The sequence below is a fragment of the Marivirga tractuosa DSM 4126 genome (assembly GCF_000183425.1).
Taxonomy (GTDB): Bacteria; Bacteroidota; Bacteroidia; order Cytophagales; family Cyclobacteriaceae; genus Marivirga; species Marivirga tractuosa.
On record NC_014759.1, the window covers coordinates 4,119,394 to 4,140,000 of the forward strand.

General features: G+C 30.5%; 22 protein-coding genes (1 of these 22 only partly in view). 6 read left to right on the forward strand and 16 right to left on the reverse strand.

Going from position 1 to position 20,607, the window contains the following annotated elements:
* Nucleotides 1-5: 5 nt before the first annotated feature.
* Both FTRAC_RS17425 and FTRAC_RS17430 read left to right on the forward strand, forming a co-directional pair.
* Complete coding sequence (locus tag FTRAC_RS17425) at nucleotides 6-746, forward strand: hypothetical protein (RefSeq protein WP_013455603.1); 741 nt, start codon at nucleotides 6-8, stop codon at nucleotides 744-746.
* A 236-nt stretch (nucleotides 747-982) separates the two neighbouring features.
* Entirely contained in the window at nucleotides 983-2,017 is a 1,035-nt protein-coding gene (locus FTRAC_RS17430) for a hypothetical protein (protein ID WP_013455604.1), read from the forward strand.
* Between the two features lie 64 nt (nucleotides 2,018-2,081).
* Here FTRAC_RS17430 and FTRAC_RS17435 read toward each other — a convergent pair whose 3' ends face one another.
* From FTRAC_RS17435 to FTRAC_RS17465, 6 genes are all read right to left on the reverse strand, one after another.
* On the reverse strand, nucleotides 2,082-2,774 hold the full coding sequence (locus FTRAC_RS17435) for a hypothetical protein (RefSeq protein ID WP_013455605.1): 693 nt from the start codon (nucleotides 2,772-2,774) through the stop codon (nucleotides 2,082-2,084).
* 48 nt (nucleotides 2,775-2,822) lie between these two features.
* Nucleotides 2,823-3,824, reverse strand: a complete 1,002-nt coding sequence (locus tag FTRAC_RS17440; protein ID WP_013455606.1) for a hypothetical protein — start codon at nucleotides 3,822-3,824, stop codon at nucleotides 2,823-2,825.
* A gap of 52 nt (nucleotides 3,825-3,876) precedes the next feature.
* Nucleotides 3,877-5,556, reverse strand: a complete 1,680-nt coding sequence (locus FTRAC_RS17445; RefSeq protein WP_013455607.1) for an LA2681 family HEPN domain-containing protein — start codon at nucleotides 5,554-5,556, stop codon at nucleotides 3,877-3,879.
* A 2-nt stretch (nucleotides 5,557-5,558) separates the two neighbouring features.
* Nucleotides 5,559-9,302 (reverse strand): class I SAM-dependent DNA methyltransferase, encoded by a 3,744-nt coding sequence (locus tag FTRAC_RS17450; protein WP_013455608.1) that lies wholly within the window; start codon nucleotides 9,300-9,302, stop codon nucleotides 5,559-5,561.
* A gap of 137 nt (nucleotides 9,303-9,439) precedes the next feature.
* The gene (locus FTRAC_RS17455; RefSeq protein WP_013455609.1) at nucleotides 9,440-10,198 is read right to left on the reverse strand and encodes a metallophosphoesterase; all 759 of its coding nucleotides are present in this window, start codon (nucleotides 10,196-10,198) and stop codon (nucleotides 9,440-9,442) included.
* Between the two features lie 690 nt (nucleotides 10,199-10,888).
* Entirely contained in the window at nucleotides 10,889-11,125 is a 237-nt protein-coding gene (locus FTRAC_RS17465) for a helix-turn-helix domain-containing protein (protein ID WP_041649965.1), read from the reverse strand.
* A gap of 97 nt (nucleotides 11,126-11,222) precedes the next feature.
* Here FTRAC_RS17465 and FTRAC_RS17470 point away from each other — a divergent pair, with 97 nt between their 5' ends.
* Genes FTRAC_RS17470 through FTRAC_RS17485 form a run of 4 tightly spaced genes read left to right on the forward strand, consistent with a single transcriptional unit; the run spans nucleotide 11,223 to nucleotide 13,113 of the window.
* A complete protein-coding gene (locus FTRAC_RS17470) occupies nucleotides 11,223-11,612 on the forward strand; it encodes a hypothetical protein (protein WP_013455613.1) in 390 nt (129 codons plus the stop codon).
* 25 nt (nucleotides 11,613-11,637) lie between these two features.
* On the forward strand, nucleotides 11,638-11,877 hold the full coding sequence (locus FTRAC_RS17475) for a hypothetical protein (RefSeq protein WP_013455614.1): 240 nt from the start codon (nucleotides 11,638-11,640) through the stop codon (nucleotides 11,875-11,877).
* Between the two features lie 34 nt (nucleotides 11,878-11,911).
* On the forward strand, nucleotides 11,912-12,571 hold the full coding sequence (locus tag FTRAC_RS17480) for a toxin-antitoxin system YwqK family antitoxin (protein ID WP_041649967.1): 660 nt from the start codon (nucleotides 11,912-11,914) through the stop codon (nucleotides 12,569-12,571).
* 29 nt (nucleotides 12,572-12,600) lie between these two features.
* A complete protein-coding gene (locus FTRAC_RS17485) occupies nucleotides 12,601-13,113 on the forward strand; it encodes a hypothetical protein (protein WP_013455615.1) in 513 nt (170 codons plus the stop codon).
* Between the two features lie 24 nt (nucleotides 13,114-13,137).
* Here the strand turns inward: FTRAC_RS17485 and FTRAC_RS19850 are convergent, their stop codons facing one another.
* The 10 genes from FTRAC_RS19850 to FTRAC_RS17530 all read right to left on the reverse strand — a co-directional run.
* Nucleotides 13,138-13,314: a hypothetical protein gene (locus FTRAC_RS19850; protein WP_185094415.1), complete on the reverse strand. Its 177-nt coding sequence runs from the start codon at nucleotides 13,312-13,314 to the stop codon at nucleotides 13,138-13,140.
* A 31-nt stretch (nucleotides 13,315-13,345) separates the two neighbouring features.
* Nucleotides 13,346-13,708 carry a plasmid mobilization protein gene (locus FTRAC_RS17490; protein ID WP_013455617.1) on the reverse strand — a complete coding sequence of 121 codons (363 nt, stop codon included), beginning with the start codon at nucleotides 13,706-13,708 and terminating at the stop codon, nucleotides 13,346-13,348.
* Nucleotides 13,709-13,857: 149 nt separating this feature from the next.
* Nucleotides 13,858-14,082, reverse strand: coding sequence for a hypothetical protein (locus FTRAC_RS17495; RefSeq protein WP_013455618.1), 225 nt, complete (start codon nucleotides 14,080-14,082; stop codon nucleotides 13,858-13,860).
* A 38-nt stretch (nucleotides 14,083-14,120) separates the two neighbouring features.
* Complete coding sequence (locus FTRAC_RS17500) at nucleotides 14,121-14,429, reverse strand: hypothetical protein (protein ID WP_041649971.1); 309 nt, start codon at nucleotides 14,427-14,429, stop codon at nucleotides 14,121-14,123.
* A complete protein-coding gene (locus FTRAC_RS17505; protein ID WP_013455619.1) occupies nucleotides 14,416-15,189 on the reverse strand; it encodes a ParA family protein in 774 nt (257 codons plus the stop codon). Before FTRAC_RS17505 ends, FTRAC_RS17500 begins: the two co-directional genes overlap by 14 nt.
* Before the next feature lie 172 nt (nucleotides 15,190-15,361).
* Nucleotides 15,362-16,258 carry a toprim domain-containing protein gene (locus FTRAC_RS17510; RefSeq protein ID WP_041649972.1) on the reverse strand — a complete coding sequence of 299 codons (897 nt, stop codon included), beginning with the start codon at nucleotides 16,256-16,258 and terminating at the stop codon, nucleotides 15,362-15,364.
* Between the two features lie 223 nt (nucleotides 16,259-16,481).
* Entirely contained in the window at nucleotides 16,482-17,699 is a 1,218-nt protein-coding gene (locus FTRAC_RS17515) for a primase-helicase family protein (protein ID WP_013455621.1), read from the reverse strand.
* Between the two features lie 97 nt (nucleotides 17,700-17,796).
* Nucleotides 17,797-18,159 carry a helix-turn-helix domain-containing protein gene (locus FTRAC_RS17520; RefSeq protein WP_013455622.1) on the reverse strand — a complete coding sequence of 121 codons (363 nt, stop codon included), beginning with the start codon at nucleotides 18,157-18,159 and terminating at the stop codon, nucleotides 17,797-17,799.
* 74 nt (nucleotides 18,160-18,233) lie between these two features.
* Nucleotides 18,234-19,466, reverse strand: a complete 1,233-nt coding sequence (locus FTRAC_RS17525; RefSeq protein WP_148230110.1) for a hypothetical protein — start codon at nucleotides 19,464-19,466, stop codon at nucleotides 18,234-18,236.
* Nucleotides 19,414-20,607: the 3' portion of a site-specific integrase gene (locus FTRAC_RS17530; RefSeq protein ID WP_013455624.1), read on the reverse strand. It continues 48 nt past the right edge of the window; only the last 1,194 of its 1,242 coding nucleotides appear in the window; the start codon falls outside the window, past its right edge — the gene reads right to left on this strand; its stop codon occupies nucleotides 19,414-19,416. The genes FTRAC_RS17525 and FTRAC_RS17530 overlap by 53 nt, the downstream gene beginning before the upstream one ends.

Consider the following 20,607-nt stretch of genomic DNA (forward strand, 5'->3'; position numbering starts at 1 on the left):
TAAATATGTTTGCAGATAATATAAATACTATCATACCTGTAATTTCGACTTTGGCGGGAATAGTCATTGGTTGGCTATTGAATGAATTAAGAGATTATTTCAAATTAAGAAGAGAAAACAAAAGAGTAATAAATCATGTGCTTTTTAATTTATTGGAAATTCGATCTATTTTGGCTAAAACTGAGATGGAGCATTCCAGTGAATTCATTATTAAATTAATTGAAGATAAATACCCTCAAGTGCCCAAGAAGCAAATGAGATTCTATATGAGATCTATTTTTAATTTATACCTTAAAAAGATTGTTGCTGATAATCAAAATAATAGTATTCAATCAATAGAAAATAGATACAAAGACTCTGTAGATGATTTTTCTAAAATTTTTCCATTACTAGCATATGAAGTTGGTGGAAAAATTAATCTGTATAATTACTTGACTTTCCTGACAAAGTATGTAGAAAAAATTGATGATATGGTTAGAGCTGAGTTTAATAATGATTTAGTACCTAATGATCAGGATGAGTATCATAGTTTTACAGAACTAATATCAGAATTTTTTGAAACAAATTTGTTTAAAAAAGCACTCAATTCCATTAGTGTTGATATAATTAAAATATCAAAAAAACTTGGTAGAAGCACTAAAAAGTCTTGTGAAGAAATAATGCATGGACAAGACTCCAGTTTTGAATCAGAAGATTTTCAGATCTTTTTTGATGATTACATGGAAAAAGTAAGTAGCTACCAATAGAACATATTGAAATGGTGAATTTTAGTATTTTGAGTAATGTGAATGAAATTAGCTTTTATTTGTAGCCCAATTTAAGAATTTTATAATGAGTCATTTTTTGCCATTGTTGACTAGAACTTCATCAGTTAACAGAGGGGGTACCCTGATTGGAGAAAGGTTAAGGAATGGTTGGAGGAGTATTAAGTGTCTAATTCAATATTTTTACATTTTTCTCTAATTAGTATTAAATAAATATTATGAGTAATATTTTAACTAAATGTTCCCTATGTAAAGCAAATGAGGCTGATCAAACCGGGTCACACATTGTACCAAGTTTTTTACTAAAACGAATAGAAAATATTGATGGTAGAACAGGTCGAGACTACGAAATCGGTTTCACCTTAACTGACCAAAAGATTGAGAGCCACTTTGGTAGAGAAGTCCCTATTGAAAAGCTCAATGAGGTTTATGGAGAACTAACAGATGATGAAATTAAGGCCAATAAACATCCTTTGGTAGTTGATTTTATTTTTTGTAGAAGTTGCGAAATAAAGCTAGGTGTTGTTGAAAGTGAATATGCAAGTAGATTTAATAGCGAGGGAGAAAATATTAATTCAGCTATTAGCTTCTTATTCTGGTCTAGTATAATTTGGAGATTATCGATTAATAGAAAGGATAGTAATCATTTAACTAAGAGTCATTCAGAAATACTAAGGAGGATATTAGATAGGACTCTAAAAGACAACTTATCTGCCATAAATCAAGATGAATTATTGACATCAAGTGATAAATCTAAAATTAGTTACAAATTATTGAGAGCAAAGGATTTCTCGAATGAACATCCCACCTTTTTATCGTTTGTCAAAGGATATAATAACCCCTATCTTCTTATTTTAGATGAATATATTTGCCTCTTCAGATTTGGGAATAAAACAGTAGATTCAATTCAAAAAGATTACTTTGGCTTAAAAGACAAGTTAAGAAATGCATCTTATAATAATTATAATGAATTAGAGGTAATTACATCCATAGGAGAAGAAGAGATGTCTAACATGATCAAATTTTTACTTGCTGAGTATTCTAAATTAAGAACTAAAAACATTAATATTATTTTGGATAAAGTTCATAGATATATTGATGGAAAAGGAAGATTCATGCCTTTAGAGATTAAAAAGGAAATTGTTATTAATTTATATGATAATGAAAAAGAGTTGGGAAGACGGTTCTCGAATGAAGAATTCATAGAGGTAGTTATTTCAGTACTAAGAAAATATATTCCTTTTCAAAATTAATTGATCTCTATCCTTATTAGAATCTTTAATGAATAAAAAGGATTCCATCTTGCTTATTAGGTATTTAATTTATCACAATACTCCCCTGTAGTTTAATTAATTCTGGATCTTCTGGTTTGCTTAATTCAATTTCTACAGTAACTACATTTGATTTAATTTCGGAGAGTACTAAAGAACTATAAAGGATAGGAATCGAATAGTCTATTTCAATGCCCAATCGAGGGTTTTTATACTTTTCAATATTATTTATTCTTTCACTTATTAATGTGGTTTTTTTTAAGGTTGAGTCTTTCTTATTATCTACTTTTTTTAGCTGTGTAGGGTATTGTATTTTTTTGAGAAGAATATTTTTACATATTAGTAAGGTTAATTTTGGTATTAGAATATTTAAAGGCCTAAGATATACTTTTAAAAATCTTGCAATATCTAGGTTCAATTCACGAAAATTTAATGCATCAATTATTACATCGATATAATTATTGTATTTTCGATCAGATTCGCTTCCTTTTACAGGGATTTCAGTGAAACCGACATTTATTTTATCTAAAATTGGATATAGTTCTTTGTTTCTATCGATAATAGGATGAGCTGACCAATTACAATAAAAGTATAAAGTTTTATAGTTTTCTTTTTGATGTTCTAGCTCGATCAAGCTTCTTACATCTCTCAAAAATTGTCCTACATCATTTTTACTCAACTTTCTTTTAGATAATGATTCTTTGATTTCTTTAACAAGGTGTGACTTTATGTTGGACATATTTTTCTGAATTTAATGTCATTAAAATGTAGGTTTATTTTATCGTTTTTAGATTAATCCAGCTTCAAGTTCTCTAATGATTGAATTGATTTTAGAATGATTATATATTATTGGTTTATCAATTCTGTCCACGCTTGTTTGTAATATTGTCTTGTTCAATTCATTAATGAATTCACTTGAATAGTGCTTGGGATATTCATTTTTGGTACGTAAGGTAAGCTTAGAAGAATTGTATCTAATGTTATTTTCAACATGAGGAGCCATAAGCTTGTAAAGTGCATAGTCTCTGGTAGCAAAAATTGGATATGTGCTTTTCTGAAATATTTTATTTAATTCAGGTGCGTTACAACTAATCCTAGCGTGAAATAAGTCCCATGCAGATCCCCAAAGCGATTTTATGACTTTTTCAGGTGTAGATCCTAATTTAATCATTGAGCGAAGTTTAGAGTCACCTCCAAAAATTGCTAAGGCTAAAGAATATTCTAAGCCTAAAAACAAGTCTAGGTTAATCATCCATTGTATAAATTTTTGAATATTTTTTTCTGCAAGTTCATTTTTTAAACCATTGTTTGATATTTCCCTTATTTTAAGTAGTCCTGCATAATAGAGATTAAGATTGCTAGCTAAGGGTGCAATAGATGTAACTAAAAGTTTTGGATTTTTACTTGGTATAAAATTTTGATTGTAATCAAAATTTAACTTTTTAAGTCTTTTTATAGGATATTTAAGAGCAAAATCAATCTTATTCTTAATATCCCATAATTTATCTTCTTGAATCTCAAATGTGGATTTATCATAGCATAGTTCAATGAGTGCAAAAATTGGGATTGCCTCTATATTGTTTTTCTGAATATACTCTATTAGATTAAATATTTTTATTTTATCAACCCGTGCAGATTTCTTATGCTTTATAAGGGTAATGATATCCAAACAAACACAGCTATCCAGAATTATGATAGGTTGCTCATTTTTTTCTGAAATTTCTGTCAGCTTTTGTTGATTAGGCAATGCAATTTCTCCTAATTCTGATAAGTAGTGAAAATGATTCATGATAAAGATATATTCTGTATTATTTAATTCATGTCATCATTATATTGATTAGTTAATAACTCCATCTGATCTTTGAGTGCTCGGTATTTTCTTTAAATTTTGATTGATGCCTAATTAAATATACGAAAGAAAAAATAGCTGATTTGGTAAGAATCATCAATATTTTAGTTTTTTCAATGAGTTCTAATTTGGTAAAAGCTTCCTCATTCATCGATTTATAATGCTTTAATTCAGTATCGGAACCCACTACATGAAGAATTTTGTGTTCCATCGCATTTCTTATTGACCTAAAACTACTCAATGCAGCATATTTATCTTTGCTTAAATCTCTTGCTATGCTGTACAGAGAAATAAGGTAGTAATTAGATTCAAAATCTTTATCCTCAAATAAACCCAACCCTTGATCCCACATATTCAAAAAGTAAATCTTTGGACGTTCATTTTTATTTGGAAATTTATTTTTCAGCTTTTTCTGATAATCAATTTCCATTACTTGAAAAATACCATGTGCAAGTTGATCTAATATGCTATATAAAGTTTTAAATGAGTTTTTTAAAAGTGCATTCTTAATATTTTTTTTGGTAGCACCTCTTTTGATTGAATTCACATGGAAGCCGTGAATATTGACTTTATCTAAACTCTTGTAATAATTATGCCTTGCAAGAATAAAATCATAGATGGAAACTTCTAGTATTGATTCAAACTGCTGTACCCAATTAATTTGCGTGTGTGGGTGATTTGTTTCTATTTGAAGATCATCCCTGATTGCACTGGGGCATTGACAAAAAAATGAATGTTCATTAAGATAGAGTTGATTTTCAATACAAAACTGATTGTAAGAATTAAAATTATCTTTTTGCTTTACAATTTTTGTGTAATGCTTTCTAAGATTTTTTATACTTAGTTTTTGATCCTTTATGAATTTTCTGCTTTGTGTTTCGACTCTTATTAATTGTTGCTTTTGCTCTACTAATATATTTCCCGATTTTTTTGCCTCTAAACAATAATCTATGATTTTTAGTAGTAACAGGCCGTTATAGCTTAAGCAAGTTTTTTGTTTAATAGCCTCTAGTAATAAGGCTCGAGTATAGTCAACATTTGCATTAATGTGTAGATATTTCTTGGCAATATTTAAATAATAGAGTGGTTCAAACCATCTGGAAAGTTCAGTTAAACTTAGGGATAACAAAGTTAAACAACTACTTAAATCAGTTTCGTTCAGTATGTTTTTACCCTCTAAATGCTGTATGTAAACTTTCCACAGGTAAGACTTCGCTTTAATTAAGTTCTCTGATATTTCAAATGAATTGGTTGGATTCTCTAGTTTAATCAAATTGTAATACATGATGAGTGTTTCAGCATAAATTATGCTTGATCTGACAGTATGTTTTGAAAACAATTTTGATTTTAGATTTGGTTTTTCAAATTCAGCAATAACATTTAAAAAAGTCTGTTTACTTGAATATTGCTGTGCATAAAAGTTGAGTGTTTCAAAAAAACCTAAATGGACTTCAAGTTTATCTTTTTCTTCTATTTTGGAGTTTAAACAAGCAAAGTAAAAGGCATTCAAAGCACCTTGTACTTTTTCTTTTTTTTCTGTTAAAAATAACCGTCTAAATCTTCTTAGCTCCTTATTGTATCTTTCTATAAAATTTGGTGATTTAAAAAAATCAACTGGAAATAAATATACTGCCTGCTCCTTATCCTTCTTGTTTAAGTCCGAACTTTGCATGCTTAATTTTCAATAATCTTAATTTCTTCATCAGTCAATCCATAAAGTTGATATACCAATTGATCTATTTCACTTTCTAATTCAGATAGGTCTAAGTGTGGATTCTCTTTTTTTTCACTTATAATTTCATTGACTTTATCAGTAATTTTTATTTTCTGACTTTCATTTGCCGTTGCAATTGGCACTTGGCTAAAGTATTTCCAAATTAGTTGGTAACCATTTTGAATAGCAGTGCAATATTTTGAAATTAGCCACCATCCTAATTTTGAATTTAATATTCCAAGCAATACTTTATCATCTGTAGGAATAATCCAAACAGAATCATTACAGTATTGACCTTCTTCGTCATATATAAAACATGGTTTTATCTGGAATCTTTGATACATAATTTTAGGTCTTTCAAATTCTTTCCAGTAAGCAATAGAATCTTGTGTTTCAAACCATTTCCCAGATGTCTTTTTACGTGACCCATTCTCCCCACTTTGTTCCAATCGCTTTATTCCAAAAGACTTTAAATGATTTTTAATACCTGTATAATTATCAATATTCAATCTAAGGCTTGGGAAAGTACCAATTAGATAGGAATTTTCAGATTTCGAGTACCAAGGAGTAATATCTCTCCCTCTAAGCATGGGCTTAATTAATTTTATGGAATTAGGGTCAACTTCTGTTATTTGATTTTTAGTTTTTTCATTTATAAAAAATGCGGAAGATAAGCCCGTTTTAATGCCATAGTTTGCAACTCCTGTCAAAAATTCATTTAGGGGTTTACTTATAGACTTAATTTTTTCAAGTAAATCTTGATCCTCTGAATTAGAAATTATCCAAGTTTCATTATTTAGTGAATTCTGATTTATTACATTTCTATGAGTATCAATATACACTTGAAATCCATCAGGGAATTTAAGTGTATCTATGTTTATTACTTTTAAATCTTTATTTGGATTTGACTTTTGGGCAAATAAAATACACGGATAAGTTGTAGCTTCTTCAAAAACTTGCAAGTCACCGAAATTCAAGAACTCTACAATATTATGTTCGAGTAAAAACTTTCTTGCATTTCTACCATATCCTGCTTGCATGAACTTATTTGGCATTATGTATGTGAATTCACCGTTCTTTTTCAAGATCGAATATCCTTTTTCAATAAAAAAAACATATATATCTGCTGTGCCAGAATAAGTGGGGAATGTACTCTTGAAATAGTTTTTAAACTCTTTTAATTCCTCTTGTCTAATATAAGGTGGATTACCAATGACAACATCAAATCCCAAGTAATCTCCTTTGTCATTTAGTACTTCTGGAAATTCAAATCGCCATTCAAAAGCATTACTGAAAATAGGGTTATTTTGTTTTTCTTTAATTTTTTGGGTTAAACTGTTTATATTCTCTTCTAACTCTTTTTTATCTTTTAGTTGCTTTTTAGATAGTTTTGAATCAAATAATTGTTTAGACTGATATCTTACATATAATTTTTCGTTTTCTTTTTGTAAATCGCGCACATCACGATCAGAGTATTTAGCTATATCAGTTCTAAAATCCCCTTTAATTATTTCTATTAGTCGTTCAAAGTCTCTTTTTTCTTCTTTGGTCTTTGCGTTTTGATATGACTTTACTGCTGCTTTATATGTGTCGACATTCCACTTTTTATTTTTCAGTATCTTACTTATACTAACATCCAAATCGAAACGACTGACTAAAGAATTACCACATTTGATATTGATATCAATATTTGGGAGGGTTTCAAGTTCGGTTTCGTTTTTATAGTAGGCATTTTTTAGAAGTTCAATCCACAAACGTAATCGACATATTTTAACTGAATTAGGATTAATATCTACACCAAACAGGCAATTTTCAATGATTGTCTGTTTTTCATGAAAAAGAGCTTCTTGTACTCGCTGACTCTCTTTATTCTTGATAGAGTACTCAAATAATTCGCTGTCATCATCTGTAATAACTAACTCATCATTTATAACTTCAAAATGATACTCTTTTAGCCGTTTACCTTCTCTATCTTGAAGTACTTTTAGATCATTTTTAACGGCAATAATCTCATTGAGAGCTGATACCAAGAAATGACCTGAACCAACTGCAGGATCGCATATTTTTAAGCTGTTTATAATAGTGTTAGCTTCATTTCTATCTTCTATTTTATCATATAGTTCATCAAAATTTTTACAATTCCATTCCTTTATCTCATTGAATTTTTGAACTACAGATCTTCTGATACTCTCCCTGCACATATACATCGTAATGAACCCAGGCGTAAAAAATGATCCATCTTTATAACCATTGATTTTTTCAAATATTAAACCAAGTACTGATGCATTAATTAAAGTTTTATTATCTTCTTGAATTTCTTCTCCACCTTCACTACTAAAGTCATAAGCTTCAAGAAAGGCAAATAGATATTCCAAGGTATTCAGTTTTCCACTTCTTTTTTTTCCATTACTATTTTTTAGGACTGTATTTGGATGCAATGGTATTTCCTTTTCGTCTCGTAGGTTGCTAATGAAAAGTGTATTATGCTCTAAATCATTTGGTTCAAATAAGGAAGAGTTTAGATAGGGTACTTTTTGAAAGTTGTTTTGAATTTCTTCGCTACGGTTGTTATTTTTCTTTGCTAATACTTGAAAGAAAAGGCTGTTAAGATCATCAAAATTTTTTATTTTTTTAAAATTCAAAAACGCATAAGAGTTATCCCCTTTGTGATAATTGATTAATTGAGCCTCCATTAGTTTTAGAAACAAAATTCTATTGATCCATGTAATACAAAGTTGAAGTCCAACATTAAAGAGTCTATCTTCATTTGTTGTACCATATTGATTTGGCTTTTCTAATCGATATATCTTATCTAAAGAGTCTAATTGGATAATTGTATTTTCAAGTAAAGTTCCTGCATTTCGCTCACTTTCTTTTTTTCTACCAATTACTCTTTTTCCACCTTGCTTTTCATCAATTAAACCTATTATATGCAATAGTTCCTTGTAAAATTTGCTGTCAAGAGAGTTGCTGTCATTTTTGAAGCGTAACTTAAGTAGGTGCTCCGGGGATAGAAGTTTGAATAGAACAATTAATTTATTATCGTCTTTCTGTTCATTATTTAAAAGTGGTTTTTTATACTCATTTAGGTCAAAATGAGTATAATTCAATTGACCTAGTACTTTTTCAATAAAAGGATTTGCAATTTCTTTATAAAAGAAATCTGTAGTATTACCACTTAAGCGACCAGCTTCAAATTCTTTAAATTGATTCACTAAGGGTTTATTATTGTAGAATAGTTTTTCGAAAAGTTGAGCATCAAAGATGAACCATTCATTAATATTTGTGGCTATTAAGTGTTTAAGCTCTTTATTGTTTTGATGGACTCGTTCACGTAAATAATAAAGTAACAGTTCCTGTAATGCTTTTGTATTCAGTTTTTTGGTTGACAGCATTTCTGCTTTATTACTAGCCTTTTTAGTTTCTATAATTACCCCAACACTAGAATCAGCATTTTTCCCATTATGTACTACTAAATCACTACTTTCTTTTGTATTGATATAGTGGTTAGGATCATAATAGGTCTTTTTTAAAAAATCTATTAGAACGATTTTATTATGTTCTTCACGTTTTTCATTATCAGCCCTTTCAATCAATTGAATTATATTGATTTTAAAGTTTTCAATAGACTCTCGGTAAGGCTTAACCTTTAGAAATGCTTTATTGAGTGATTTTCGGGGAGTCAGTATCTTATGGTTTGACATTCAAATAAAAATAAGGATTTATAAATTGAAGTCAATTTAATAGAATTTACTTAAAAGGTTAAATTATTCATGACAAAGTAAAATGGACTATTATCAATTTATACTGACCTAAATAGAATCAAAGTATCAATGTGATTTTAAAAAATCAATCTATCAGGTTTGAAACCTTCTTGCTCTTGTAAGTCAATATACCCTAATTGGTTGGTCATTAATTGAGTTTCTCCAATTTGGAAATCTTTTCTGTTTGCATGATGATGACCATAAATCCAGTAATTGGGCTTAAATTCCTTAATGAAAGGTTCTAATTCAACTGCAAAAGCTTCATTCAATATGCTGCCTTGATATTTTGAGGGGTAATTAATTTTGGTGGGTACATGATGTGTAACTACTACTGACTTTTCATTTTCACTACATTCCTCCAACTCCTTCTGAATAAAGGAAAGGCAGTCTTCATGAAGCTGATTATATTTTTTAGGTCGGAGGCTTAATCCATCATCTTTAATCACTCTAAAATCATTCATACCACGTTTTATGTCATTTGCATACTGATCTCCAATTGAAGTCCAGAGCGTGCTATAGATGATTTTATAATCTTGAAAATGAATTGATTTATTATTTAGCAAAATAACATTATCTCGAATTTGCTCTTGAAATGAACCGCTTCTTTCATTTATATCAGATTGGTAATATTCGTGATTGCCAGGAATCCAATATACCATCTCAAAATTATCAGATACATAATCGAAAAAGTTATCTGCAGCATGCATCATGTTGAAAGGAATAATGTCACCTGCCAAAATCAAAATATCACCTTTAGCTTCCAAAGGATATTTCTCAATGAAAACTTTGTTCATCATAAACTCTAAATGAAGGTCTGATGCGAATTGGATTTTCATGGTCAAAAGATATAGAATCCAAGCTGATTTTAAAATTGTCTTCCGATCTCATTTAAGATTTTTTCAATTTTCAGAGTATTTATCACAAGAAGTAATAGAAAATAGGGCTGAATAAGCAACAAGCACGTTTTAGCAGGGCTTTTTTTGCTGTCCTTTAAAAGGAGGTTGATTTTTTTAAGCTTTACAAAGTATTTATATACAATTGAAAATTGATAAAAAAAATATTGACCACAATTCTGTCATAAGACTGCAAAATATGATGAAAGTGCCACTGACACTTTTTGTCTGTTTTGTGTCTTCCTTAGTGGCTATAGGTCTGGCTAGTCCTAATGCGACAGGCATTTTAATAATGCTTTTCTTATTGACGGGAACTGTTGCTTGTTTGGTCTGGGGAGTTTCAATTTATTTAAAGATACATAGAATAGATAATAAATTATGAATTTACATGGTTTCAAAGTTCCTTACAATGTCACTAACAATTAAAATACTGATAAGCCTATAAAAAGAAAGCCGTTGGATCCCCACCCAACGGCTATATTTCAACCAAAACCTTACAAAGTCATTGACTTGATAAGATACCTCAAATTAAATTAAATTATTACACAGATGCAAGTAGCTTCAAATGAAATAACCTTATTTCTAAGGTTTGCACTAATCAATGAAATGGGAAATGCTTAAATGGAAAAAAAATTAAGCCTTATTTTGACGTGATTCCACCTTTTTCACAATTTCAGAAGGTTTGATTCCTAAAACAACACAAAGTCTGAATAGGGTGGGAATGGAAGGAAATGATATTTTCCGTTCAATCCTAGAAAGCACAACTCGTTCCATATTTGCAAGATCACACAGCTTCTGCTGAGTAAGGCCTTTTTCTAACCTTACCTCCTTTAATACATCTGCAAAATACTCTTTAAGTAATTCTTCCACGATGGAAAGGTAAAATTGACCGAGCATTTACCTTGAGTGGAATTGTACTCATTGATAGAATTTATTATATTTCGACTTCACTATTAACCTTAGTAAAATGGAAAAAGCGTTAAAATTAACAGTCAATGATTATACCGATGAAGAGGTAAAGGAATTTGATGGGCTAAGAAAATACTGCTCTATGGAATCAATGGATATAGAGCTTTTAAAAGCCTCAAAACAGCCAGAAGAGAAGATTGAAAAATATAAGGAATATAAGGAAATATGCCTTTCAAATTATAGAGCTGCAAACTTAAGAGAACCTTCATTGCTTAGACAACGAGATTTTCACGAATTTTCTAAGGAAGAACTTGAAAAGTTTACTGATCTATTTAAAATCAAGATTTTAGACCCCTCTTATGTATTTGAAAATATTCAAGAGAAAAGATTGTTCAAAGAAGTTATGATTGCATTTCACTTGGCAGGGCCAGGAGTTTTGTTAAGATAAGATACAAAACAAAAATAGAGAAGTCATGGAAAAGAGAAGATTTACAATAGCATATTACACAGGCGAGGAATTTGACCGCCCGAAGCTAAAAGAAACCCATGAGGGCATAAAAGAAGCTGTCAGATGGTGTCAAAGAAACTATGTGCCACTTGCAGTAGTGGAAATTACCGAATGGGATACGGAGGAAAATTTAACTCCAAAAGCATTAGGCTCATGCTGCTTAGAAGATGCTTATGAAAGCCAGATGGAATCATTGCCCAATTAACAAATTCAATTTTAAACTATTAATCAAAACCATTATGAAAAAACTATCATTCACTATTTTTAGCATATTAACCCTTGCCTTCATTTCATGCGGACAAAAAACAAAAGAAACCAAATTTCCGGACGGATCCATCAAAGAAAGATTTGAATATACTGTTGATGAAAATGGGTCTGAATTGAAAAACGGTGAATACACCCAATTTTATTCCAATGGACAAGTGAGAACCAAAGGAATATATGAAAACAACCTTTCAACTGGTTCATGGAAAAAGTGGGATAAAAAAGGTAATCTGATAAAAGAATACACCGCCAAGGAAGGAAATTATCACGGTGAAGAAATATCCTATAATTCCAAAGGTGACACTATTAAGAAAAACACCTATGATGAGGGCATTTTAACCCATTTAATGGAAAATAATGAAGTGGGTAAGCTGATTAAAGACATAAAATTGGAAGAAGGGCATAATAAGTCAATACTGGGAAAATGGAAAATTCATGATAAAACATATGAATTTTTGGACAATGGCACAGTTTTAATCGGGGAAAGAAAAATAAAGGGCACTTATCAAGCTAATGCAGAAAAGATCAAGATCAATGGGCAAATATTTAATATTTTAACCCTAAACAATGACCATCTAATTTATGGGCGCAAGACTTTTACTGGCTCGATGAATATTTCAGGAGAAAGAATTTAATTTTTTAATACTTAATAAATAATCCATTCATGAAGAAACTATCACTTACAATTTTAAGCTTTCTTATTGCCCTTACAGTAATGGCTCAGGAAGAATCATTTGATCAAGTCAATAAAACTGACGGCAGCTCAATAGAAGTAAAGGTAACCAAGGTTACTACCGATTTTATAGAATACAATTTCCCAGAGGAATCCTTGACAAATCAATTAAAAACATCTGAAATTGAATCCATTGTTTTCGCATCGGGAAGAACTCAAACCTTTGAGCAGGAAGATAAAAAGGAGGTAAAAACTGTTTCCTGGGAAGATGTAAAAGTCTATGAGGACGAAAACCAAGTTGCTTCTATGGAAATGGTCGATGATCTTGAAGTTGAAAAGAGTAAATATTACGGTGCGAAGAAAAAACTAAGGGAAGAAGCAATAGTGGCCATGAAAAAAGAAGCTGCAGCCAAAGGTGGTCATGCCGTATTGATTACTAATGAAAACTTTAAGAGAGTTCCTATTAATACTTACTCTATCAAAGGAGTCATCTACAAGGAATAGAAATCTAAAAATACAAGGAGTTGCTTACTTCCACTCAATTCTTCTTTTATGGAAAGTAAGCGGCTCTTTTCTGTTCATCAGAATAAGCTTATTGAAGCTTTTCCATTTCTCAGCGTCACTCATTTTCATAAAAACCAATCTATCCTCTGTTTCAGGATCAACATTTGGATTCCAGTTTAAATGCATTTTATTTTTTGGCATAATTTCAAATATACTGAATGGTATGAAGTAATTAATTTCTTTGTATAGCTAGATGTATTTCCTTTAACTCAGCAATCATTTCTTCTAGGTCATTTTTGAACTTTTTAATTTCATTTGGATCTTTAGTGATATTAAGAATTTTAGCAATTTGATTTATTTTCAAACCTATTTCATGAAACTTCTCAAGCATTTTCTCATCAGTTTTGGAGACTATTTTTATTCTGTTACTTAGGGCTTTATCTCTTACATATTCAGATAATGAACGCTGTTTTGCTAATTTAATTATTTTTTCCTTTTCTTTCTCAGTGCATTTAAAACCAAGGCCTTCTGAAAGTTTTTCTGATTCATTTTTTCTAGGTCTTCCTGTCTTCTTTGGATTTCTTTTTTCATTCATTTTTCTGTAGAGTTTAATTAATTTAAAAATGTGACCTGTAGGGAGCATTTGAAAGAACGTCCCTGTTCTTTAGGGTCAAGGGGCAATGCCCTTTGCAAGGACTTTTGGTAATACCAGAATATACCTTGCTTTTTACGCTAATATCAAATTCAATCGTTTAAATATTTCTCTATAATCACATTGCCATTGGGGTTCTTATTTTCAAGATAATATCGATTCGCATACTTGGCTATATAGGCCAAATCCCCTTTAAGTTGCTTTTCTTCCAGCTTCTTTCTATTTCTGTAGGATTTTTGCTTGCATTTGATGCTGCAGTAATTCGAATTTTTATATCCGTTGTACTCAACTTGACACTGTATACATTTCTTTTCCATTTGGTAACGTTATGGATTAAATCAAAATAGAGCAGGAGTTAAGAGTCCTTTTTTGGTCGTTTCTCAATATTGTCAATAGATTCAAATAATAAATCCAAGGCATTTTCTAAAGCTTGTTTTTGGGTATAATTGTAATCTTCCCTGAGCTTTTTAGTATGAACAAAATCTTTGAGTTTTTCTAAATGATCATCACTAATTAGAAATGTTTGCCGAGTATATTTTTTGGCTTTTTTATCATTTGATAAAACTGGCTCAGGCTTCTCATTACTATCTTCAAAATTCGAGAAGAAATCATCAGTTGATTTCGGCTTCTGATCTCGTTTGATACTAATTCTACTTTTCGACATGGTTGTGGATATTTAAGATTTCATTTGCTAAATTTCTATAATCTGTGGCACCATTTGATTCGGGTGCATATTCAAAAATATCTTTTCTGGCTGAGGGAGATTCTTTGAGCTGAACGCACTCTCTAATTCCAGTTTTTAACAGCAATCGCGGATAGTCAATCTGTATGATATTTTCTACTTCCTGACTGATAAGTTTTCTTCTATGGTGGCGTGTGAAAAATACGCCTGATAGTTTTAAGTCAGGGTTTAATCGCTTTTTCATTTTATTGATAGTCTTAATAACTTCATCAAGTCCATCTAAGCTAAATTCTTGGGATTCCAAAGGAGTGTATACCTCCGAGGCTGCTACATAAGCATTTACCGATAGAAGCCCTAGAGAAGGGGGACAATCTAAAATAATGAAATCTATGTCTACCGATTTGGTAAGCTCAGCAAGCTCCTCCTGTAGGATGTAAAATGCATCAGGATTAGTGCCACTATTTTGCTCAAAAGCAGCCAAGTTTTTACTGGATGGAATTAACAATAAGTTCTTACGAATTTTAGCAACAGTTTCCTTAATGGCGTATTCTTTCAATAAAACTCCATATACATGCTTTTCAGGATCAATTATACCACAAGACTTACTCAAATTTGCTTGAGGATCTAAATCGATTAAAAGTACTCTATTCCCTTCTAAAGCTAGGGCTGCTGCAATGTTAAGGCTTGAGGTAGTTTTCCCCACACCTCCTTTTTGATTTGATATTGCGATTGTTCTGGTCATATTATTTGTATTTAAAGTATTTACTATTCATAATTTGAATACTGTATTACTTATATTTCCTCATAACATTGTATTACACTTATTACATGGTCACACAGTATTTTTGATATTACCAGTATTACACAGTAATAAAGTATTACAGCTGAATACTTGAGGACTAGTATTCACAGTATTACATGCTCATACCTTTTGATTTTTTAATATTGGGTTTATTCATCAGCATTACGTTGTAATCATTATAACCCTTGTAGATATAGCTCATGTCAAATATTTTTCTGTCCAAATTTTGAAAAACTTGACCTGATCTCTTTCCAGCCTCATCTCTATCCAAAAACAGAAATACTTCCATATTTTTAGGCAGCTGCAGAACTTGTTCTTTAGCTGCTAATGTGTTATTGGTGCTGTTTAGAATTATAATGTGACTTGAAGTTTGTTCCTTCTTTGAATAGCTGAAGTGGGATAATAAGTCAATGAAGCCTTCAAAGACTAATATTTTATTATTGTTACCCTTGAAGTAACTGATTGCTTTTGGACCTAATGTTCCTTTAAAATATTTATTTCTGAGTTCAACTCCACCTTTTACGTTGTCTATTCCAATCCCAAAATAGTTTCTACTGTTAAGGGAGTAGTGGTATTCATTTACCATTCGTTTGGCTACAGGCAATTTGATAGCTCTTTCTTCTAAGTAATCGCATAGTCTTTTTTCTTTCAAAAGCTCCTTTGAAAGAATCTTAAAGCTTGATGTTTTATCAATTTTGGGTTTAGCAATATTTAGCTGGTGAAAGGAAAAAGAGTCATTATTAAATTTCTTCACTACCTCACTTACAGACAAATTTTCTAATCTTGTACAAAGATCAACTAGCGTGCCACCCTCACCAGTTCCTCTATCTATCCAGACGTTCTTTTCTAATGAAACATCAAAGGAAGGTGTGTTTTCATTTCTAATAGGGGAATAGTACCTAAATCGATTTCTTAACTTTTCTGCGGGGTCTATTCCTTTATTTTTCAGGTATTCAATAATTGAGTATTTATTGATTTCTGCACATGTTAAAGATTTATTTTTTTCCATTTTAGAAAGTGTTTTAATTATCAGGTCGTTTTTCTGTTGTTTTGTTGATATTTGAGTTAAGTGTTTGAAATACATTTATTTATAAGTCAACTTTCAGTCAACATGGGATCAACAATTGTTGAATTTTTAATTCATTCTCTCAACATTTTCTATTTTGTTGCTTAATTGTTGACCACTTTGTTGATTATTATATTATTGATATACAGTTAATTAGAGTGATAAGTCAACAATTCAACAGTTTATCATCTATAAATTCTTTATTAACTGTGTAGTATCTACCTTTTGCTTGAGGTGTTTCATAAATATTCCCTTCCGAATTTATTGTATATTTAGTGTATGTACTGGGGTTTTCGATTGGAGAAAGTTGCCATTTTTGCTGTAAAATTTCTTTAATTTGAGTTCGTTGATTATTTCTTATTTTAGACCTATTGAGGAAAGCTACTGCATCAGTTAATGTGAACTTGATTTCCTCTTGATCGAAATCGTATAAGATATCATTGAAAATTGATGCCAATTCAAGCTCAGCTTTACTTTTATTCCTATTTATTACTCTTCTAAGAGCATCAGTTTTTAATAATGAAGGGTGAAACCACATTCGACTAGAATGTTCAGTAGAAATTTTCCGATTAGCCAAAAAATGCATTATCGCAGGTATTTCTTTCTCTAATTTTTCTATGAGAAAGGGATCCTCTTCACCTTCAAAAGGCTTCACCTTGATAACCCAGTATCGGGTTTCACCTTGATCTATTGGAATAAAAGTTTCTTCATGATTACTACATAAAATGAACTTTCCAAAGAACTCCTGTTCAACTCTTTGCTTGTATTTTGCTTGACTTTTAGTGGTTTTTGCTGTACTAAGGTTCTTTATCCTTTCACTATCTTCTTTTCTATCCAATAAGGCTTCATCTATGCCTATTAATAATTCACTGGACCAATCTTCATTGTACTGTGACCTGAAGTCCTCGGTTTTATTGACAGTCATATTGTCACCAAATATTAACTTAGATAAATTAAGAATAGTAGTCTTCCCCGTTCCTCTTTCCCTACTGACTAAACATAATATAGGAAGTGCTTGAGTTGGCTTTTGATAAAGGATAGTAAAGTAATCCAAGCCTAATTCATACTGTGATTGAAAAATATGGTTCATGTATGCTTTAAAGTTTTCTATACTACCTTCCTTAGGTTCATAATTAAGTTTTTTGTAGGTGTTAAATAGTTTACCTATCGTCTCTTGATAATTTGTATGACTAGGATAATTACAGAACCCATCGAACTTTTTTATGTCTCCTATGCTTTCTTTTCCGTAGTCATCAATTAATGCTTGCCTACTCCACATGGTTAAGTAGTTATGATAATCGCCAGATAATAGAAGTTTATCTACCTTTTTGTAATAGGTAGTTGCAACTCTTAAGTAGAGTTTTTTGTCCTTATTCCAATCCATAAAACTTTAGATTTTTGTTTTAATCGCACTAAAGCCTTAACTTTGACTTACCACAGACAAAAATTTAATGGCCACAGTGCGAAAGCGTTGTGGTTTTTTATTTTCTAGATGGTCCTAGTAAATGCCTGTTTTTTGAAATTACTTTTTTAAGCTGTGACTTATAGTATTTTACTTTGGTAGATCCAGGTAGCTGTTCGTAGGGTATTTTTCCTTCCCTTTTATACTTTATAATCGTAGTTTGAGTAACTCCTAGGAATTTAGCAGCTTCTTTTTGGTTCATTTCATCTCCTTCAACATCAATAGTTGCTGTAGATGAAGAAGTTTCTATTGTGTCCCTTATAACCTGTTTAAATTCATCCAAGGACATTGTAATTGTGACGTTATTTTGCATAGCGAAATTGAATTGTTTTACATTCGCTAACATCGGGCGATATGGTGGTTCAAAAAATAACTTTTTCAAAAAGTTATTTTAATATACTGATATTCAATAATGTAGATATCGTAGAAGTGTGGATTTTTTTTTAGATAGGTATTTTAATTAAGGATAAATGACTTAAATTCAGTAAAGGTTATGTGAGAATTTTTAAAACTAATTGTTTGCATTTCTCTTTCTTTGGCTTTAGAAATATTTTTCTTCCATGTTTCAGCTTTATTTCCTTTTGCAGTAGTGGAAATTAATTCTCTTAGCAAGGCATTTAGTTGGTCTGCTACCTTAAAGCCCATGTATCCGTGCGATAACATATATTGAAAAATCATTCTTACATCATGAACTGAATCTTTCGTAAAGATATAAATGGAGCCAGCTGGTAATTCATTATCAACGTCTAAATCAAAATCGTGATTGGAGCATATTGAGTAAATGAGCCAATCAATATTAGTATAATTAAACTCTATTAATCCGTAGTCTACCATGAATTTAATGCATTTCTTGAAAATTGGCTTATTTTTAATGGATACTGATGATTTGTATGTTGATATGTTTTCTTCTCTAACAGCTCTTTCAATTGCATCAGGTAATTTATTGAGAAGATTATTTATTTCATCAACATAATTTTCAATGGGAATTTTTACTGCGTGATTTTTAATATCTTGAAATGATTTGTTTTTGTTTTTTACAATTTCTATCTGATGTAAATGAATATAATTATCCTTAATTCTATCTAATTGTAATCTAATCCAGAGTACAGTGTTATAGGGATCTTTATGATTCCATACTTTTTCTTCAATAATTTTACACCAATTTTTTGGGTCGTGCCTATGTAAAGCTGGGTATTCAACCTGTGGAAGGCTTTCTTCAAAGTGAATTTGATGAATTCTAACAGCTATAGACTCTAATTTGGCATCCAAAAAGTTAGTTAATTTTTCATTTATATGAAATTTCTTAGTTTCTAGACTCTCAATTCTTTTAATCCTTATAAGATCGTCTTTAATACTTTGATATAGTTTTGTTAATACATTATGCTGTTTGTTAATGTCAACATTGTTTATGTTTGCTAAGGAATATGCTGAATCTTTTAACCTATTGATTTGGAGATTAAGGATTCTCAAAAAACTGCATAGCTCAGATGAGAACTCGTTACTTTCTAAAATTGATTCCTTTAGATCAATAAGTTGGAAAAAATCTTTCTGAGTTAAAGATTTATGGAAATCAGATTTGGATAAGCAGTTGACTCGATTTGAAAAGAAAATCTTCAATTGTGAATTTTTGTTTCCATTAAAGCTTATTCCAGGTATTTTCCATTTCTGTCTTTTTATGATCGTCTGCAATTTTAACATATTTTTTAAATGAAGCTTCTTTTTTATGTCCTGTGATATTTCTTACCACTAATTCCTTCATTCCAAGAATTAGTGAATTAGTGACAAATGTTTTTCTAGCCACATGGCTTGTTATTAGGTTATATTTTGGTATTGTCTTTTCTATTCTGTTGCTACCCCTATATTCAATAAGCGTTATCAGGGAATTGATACCAACTTCTTCACAGCATTGCTTTACATATTCATTATATTTTTGTTGAGAAATCACGGGTAGGGGAGAGTGAATAGTATTCTTATACTTTGATATTATTTCTAAGGCATACTTGTTTAAAGGTATTTTGGCTGATATTTCTTTCGTCTTTTGGATGTTCTTAACAATGTATCCATCTATGATGCTATTTTCATTCAGTGAAATAACATCGGAAAATCTTAAGCCAGTAAAGCATGAAAAGCAAAAGGTGTCTTTTACATGTTCTAATTTCTTTGAATCAAATTGATAATTATAAAGAGTGAATAGTTCATCCTTTGTTAGATAGATTACCTCTCTTTCTCTTTCAGAGGTTTTAAATTTTCTAAATTCAGTTGAATTAGTATATCTTTTATTGATACACCAATTCATGAAGGTTTTAAGGACAGAGATAATCTTGACAAAATAATTGTCCGCAACTTTTAAATTAGAAAATGAATAATCTCTTAATTTTTCGAAAAAGTCTAAGTCTATAAGGTCTAATTCAATTTTTGACTTTGTAGATGATTCATAATCTTCCAGAAAATTTCTAATGGTAGTATAATTTTTAATCGTATTCTTGGCTTTATGTGATTTGCATGATTTTAAAAATTCATCAAATGCTTGGAAGAAGCCTATCGTCCTAGCATCAATACTATGAGGATTTTCTAATTTTGATATTATATACTCTTCTGTAAACTTTATTTCATCTCTAAGAGCAACCTTATTTATCTTCTTAATATTTTCTTCAAGCTCCTCAAGTTTGGCATTTAGTAATTCTGCAGTTATACCTTTACTATTTACAGTTCCCTTCTTTACTCTGGATTTTGTGGAGTTCCAATTTTGTATTCTTACTTTTGAAGCTTTAATTGATTTCCGGATTCGGTAACCATTAAATGTCAAAGTCATCCAGATAGGAGCTTCGTT

Coding starts and splice junctions, on each gene's coding strand:
- FTRAC_RS17505 (WP_013455619.1), bottom strand. CDS start 15,189: ATGACCAGAACAATCGCAATATCAAATCAAAAAGGAGGTGTGGGGAAA.
- FTRAC_RS17495 (WP_013455618.1), bottom strand. CDS start 14,082: ATGGAAAAGAAATGTATACAGTGTCAAGTTGAGTACAACGGATATAAA.
- FTRAC_RS17470 (WP_013455613.1), top strand. CDS start 11,223: ATGGAAAAAGCGTTAAAATTAACAGTCAATGATTATACCGATGAAGAG.
- FTRAC_RS17450 (WP_013455608.1), bottom strand. CDS start 9,302: ATGTCAAACCATAAGATACTGACTCCCCGAAAATCACTCAATAAAGCA.
- FTRAC_RS17510 (WP_041649972.1), bottom strand. CDS start 16,258: ATGGAAAAAAATAAATCTTTAACATGTGCAGAAATCAATAAATACTCA.
- FTRAC_RS17425 (WP_013455603.1), top strand. CDS start 6: ATGTTTGCAGATAATATAAATACTATCATACCTGTAATTTCGACTTTG.
- FTRAC_RS17500 (WP_041649971.1), bottom strand. CDS start 14,429: ATGTCGAAAAGTAGAATTAGTATCAAACGAGATCAGAAGCCGAAATCA.
- FTRAC_RS17455 (WP_013455609.1), bottom strand. CDS start 10,198: ATGAAAATCCAATTCGCATCAGACCTTCATTTAGAGTTTATGATGAAC.
- FTRAC_RS17440 (WP_013455606.1), bottom strand. CDS start 3,824: ATGAATCATTTTCACTACTTATCAGAATTAGGAGAAATTGCATTGCCT.
- FTRAC_RS17480 (WP_041649967.1), top strand. CDS start 11,912: ATGAAAAAACTATCATTCACTATTTTTAGCATATTAACCCTTGCCTTC.
- FTRAC_RS17515 (WP_013455621.1), bottom strand. CDS start 17,699: ATGGATTGGAATAAGGACAAAAAACTCTACTTAAGAGTTGCAACTACC.
- FTRAC_RS17490 (WP_013455617.1), bottom strand. CDS start 13,708: ATGAATGAAAAAAGAAATCCAAAGAAGACAGGAAGACCTAGAAAAAAT.
- FTRAC_RS17485 (WP_013455615.1), top strand. CDS start 12,601: ATGAAGAAACTATCACTTACAATTTTAAGCTTTCTTATTGCCCTTACA.
- FTRAC_RS17430 (WP_013455604.1), top strand. CDS start 983: ATGAGTAATATTTTAACTAAATGTTCCCTATGTAAAGCAAATGAGGCT.
- FTRAC_RS17435 (WP_013455605.1), bottom strand. CDS start 2,774: ATGTCCAACATAAAGTCACACCTTGTTAAAGAAATCAAAGAATCATTA.
- FTRAC_RS17475 (WP_013455614.1), top strand. CDS start 11,638: ATGGAAAAGAGAAGATTTACAATAGCATATTACACAGGCGAGGAATTT.
- FTRAC_RS17445 (WP_013455607.1), bottom strand. CDS start 5,556: ATGCAAAGTTCGGACTTAAACAAGAAGGATAAGGAGCAGGCAGTATAT.
- FTRAC_RS19850 (WP_185094415.1), bottom strand. CDS start 13,314: ATGCCAAAAAATAAAATGCATTTAAACTGGAATCCAAATGTTGATCCT.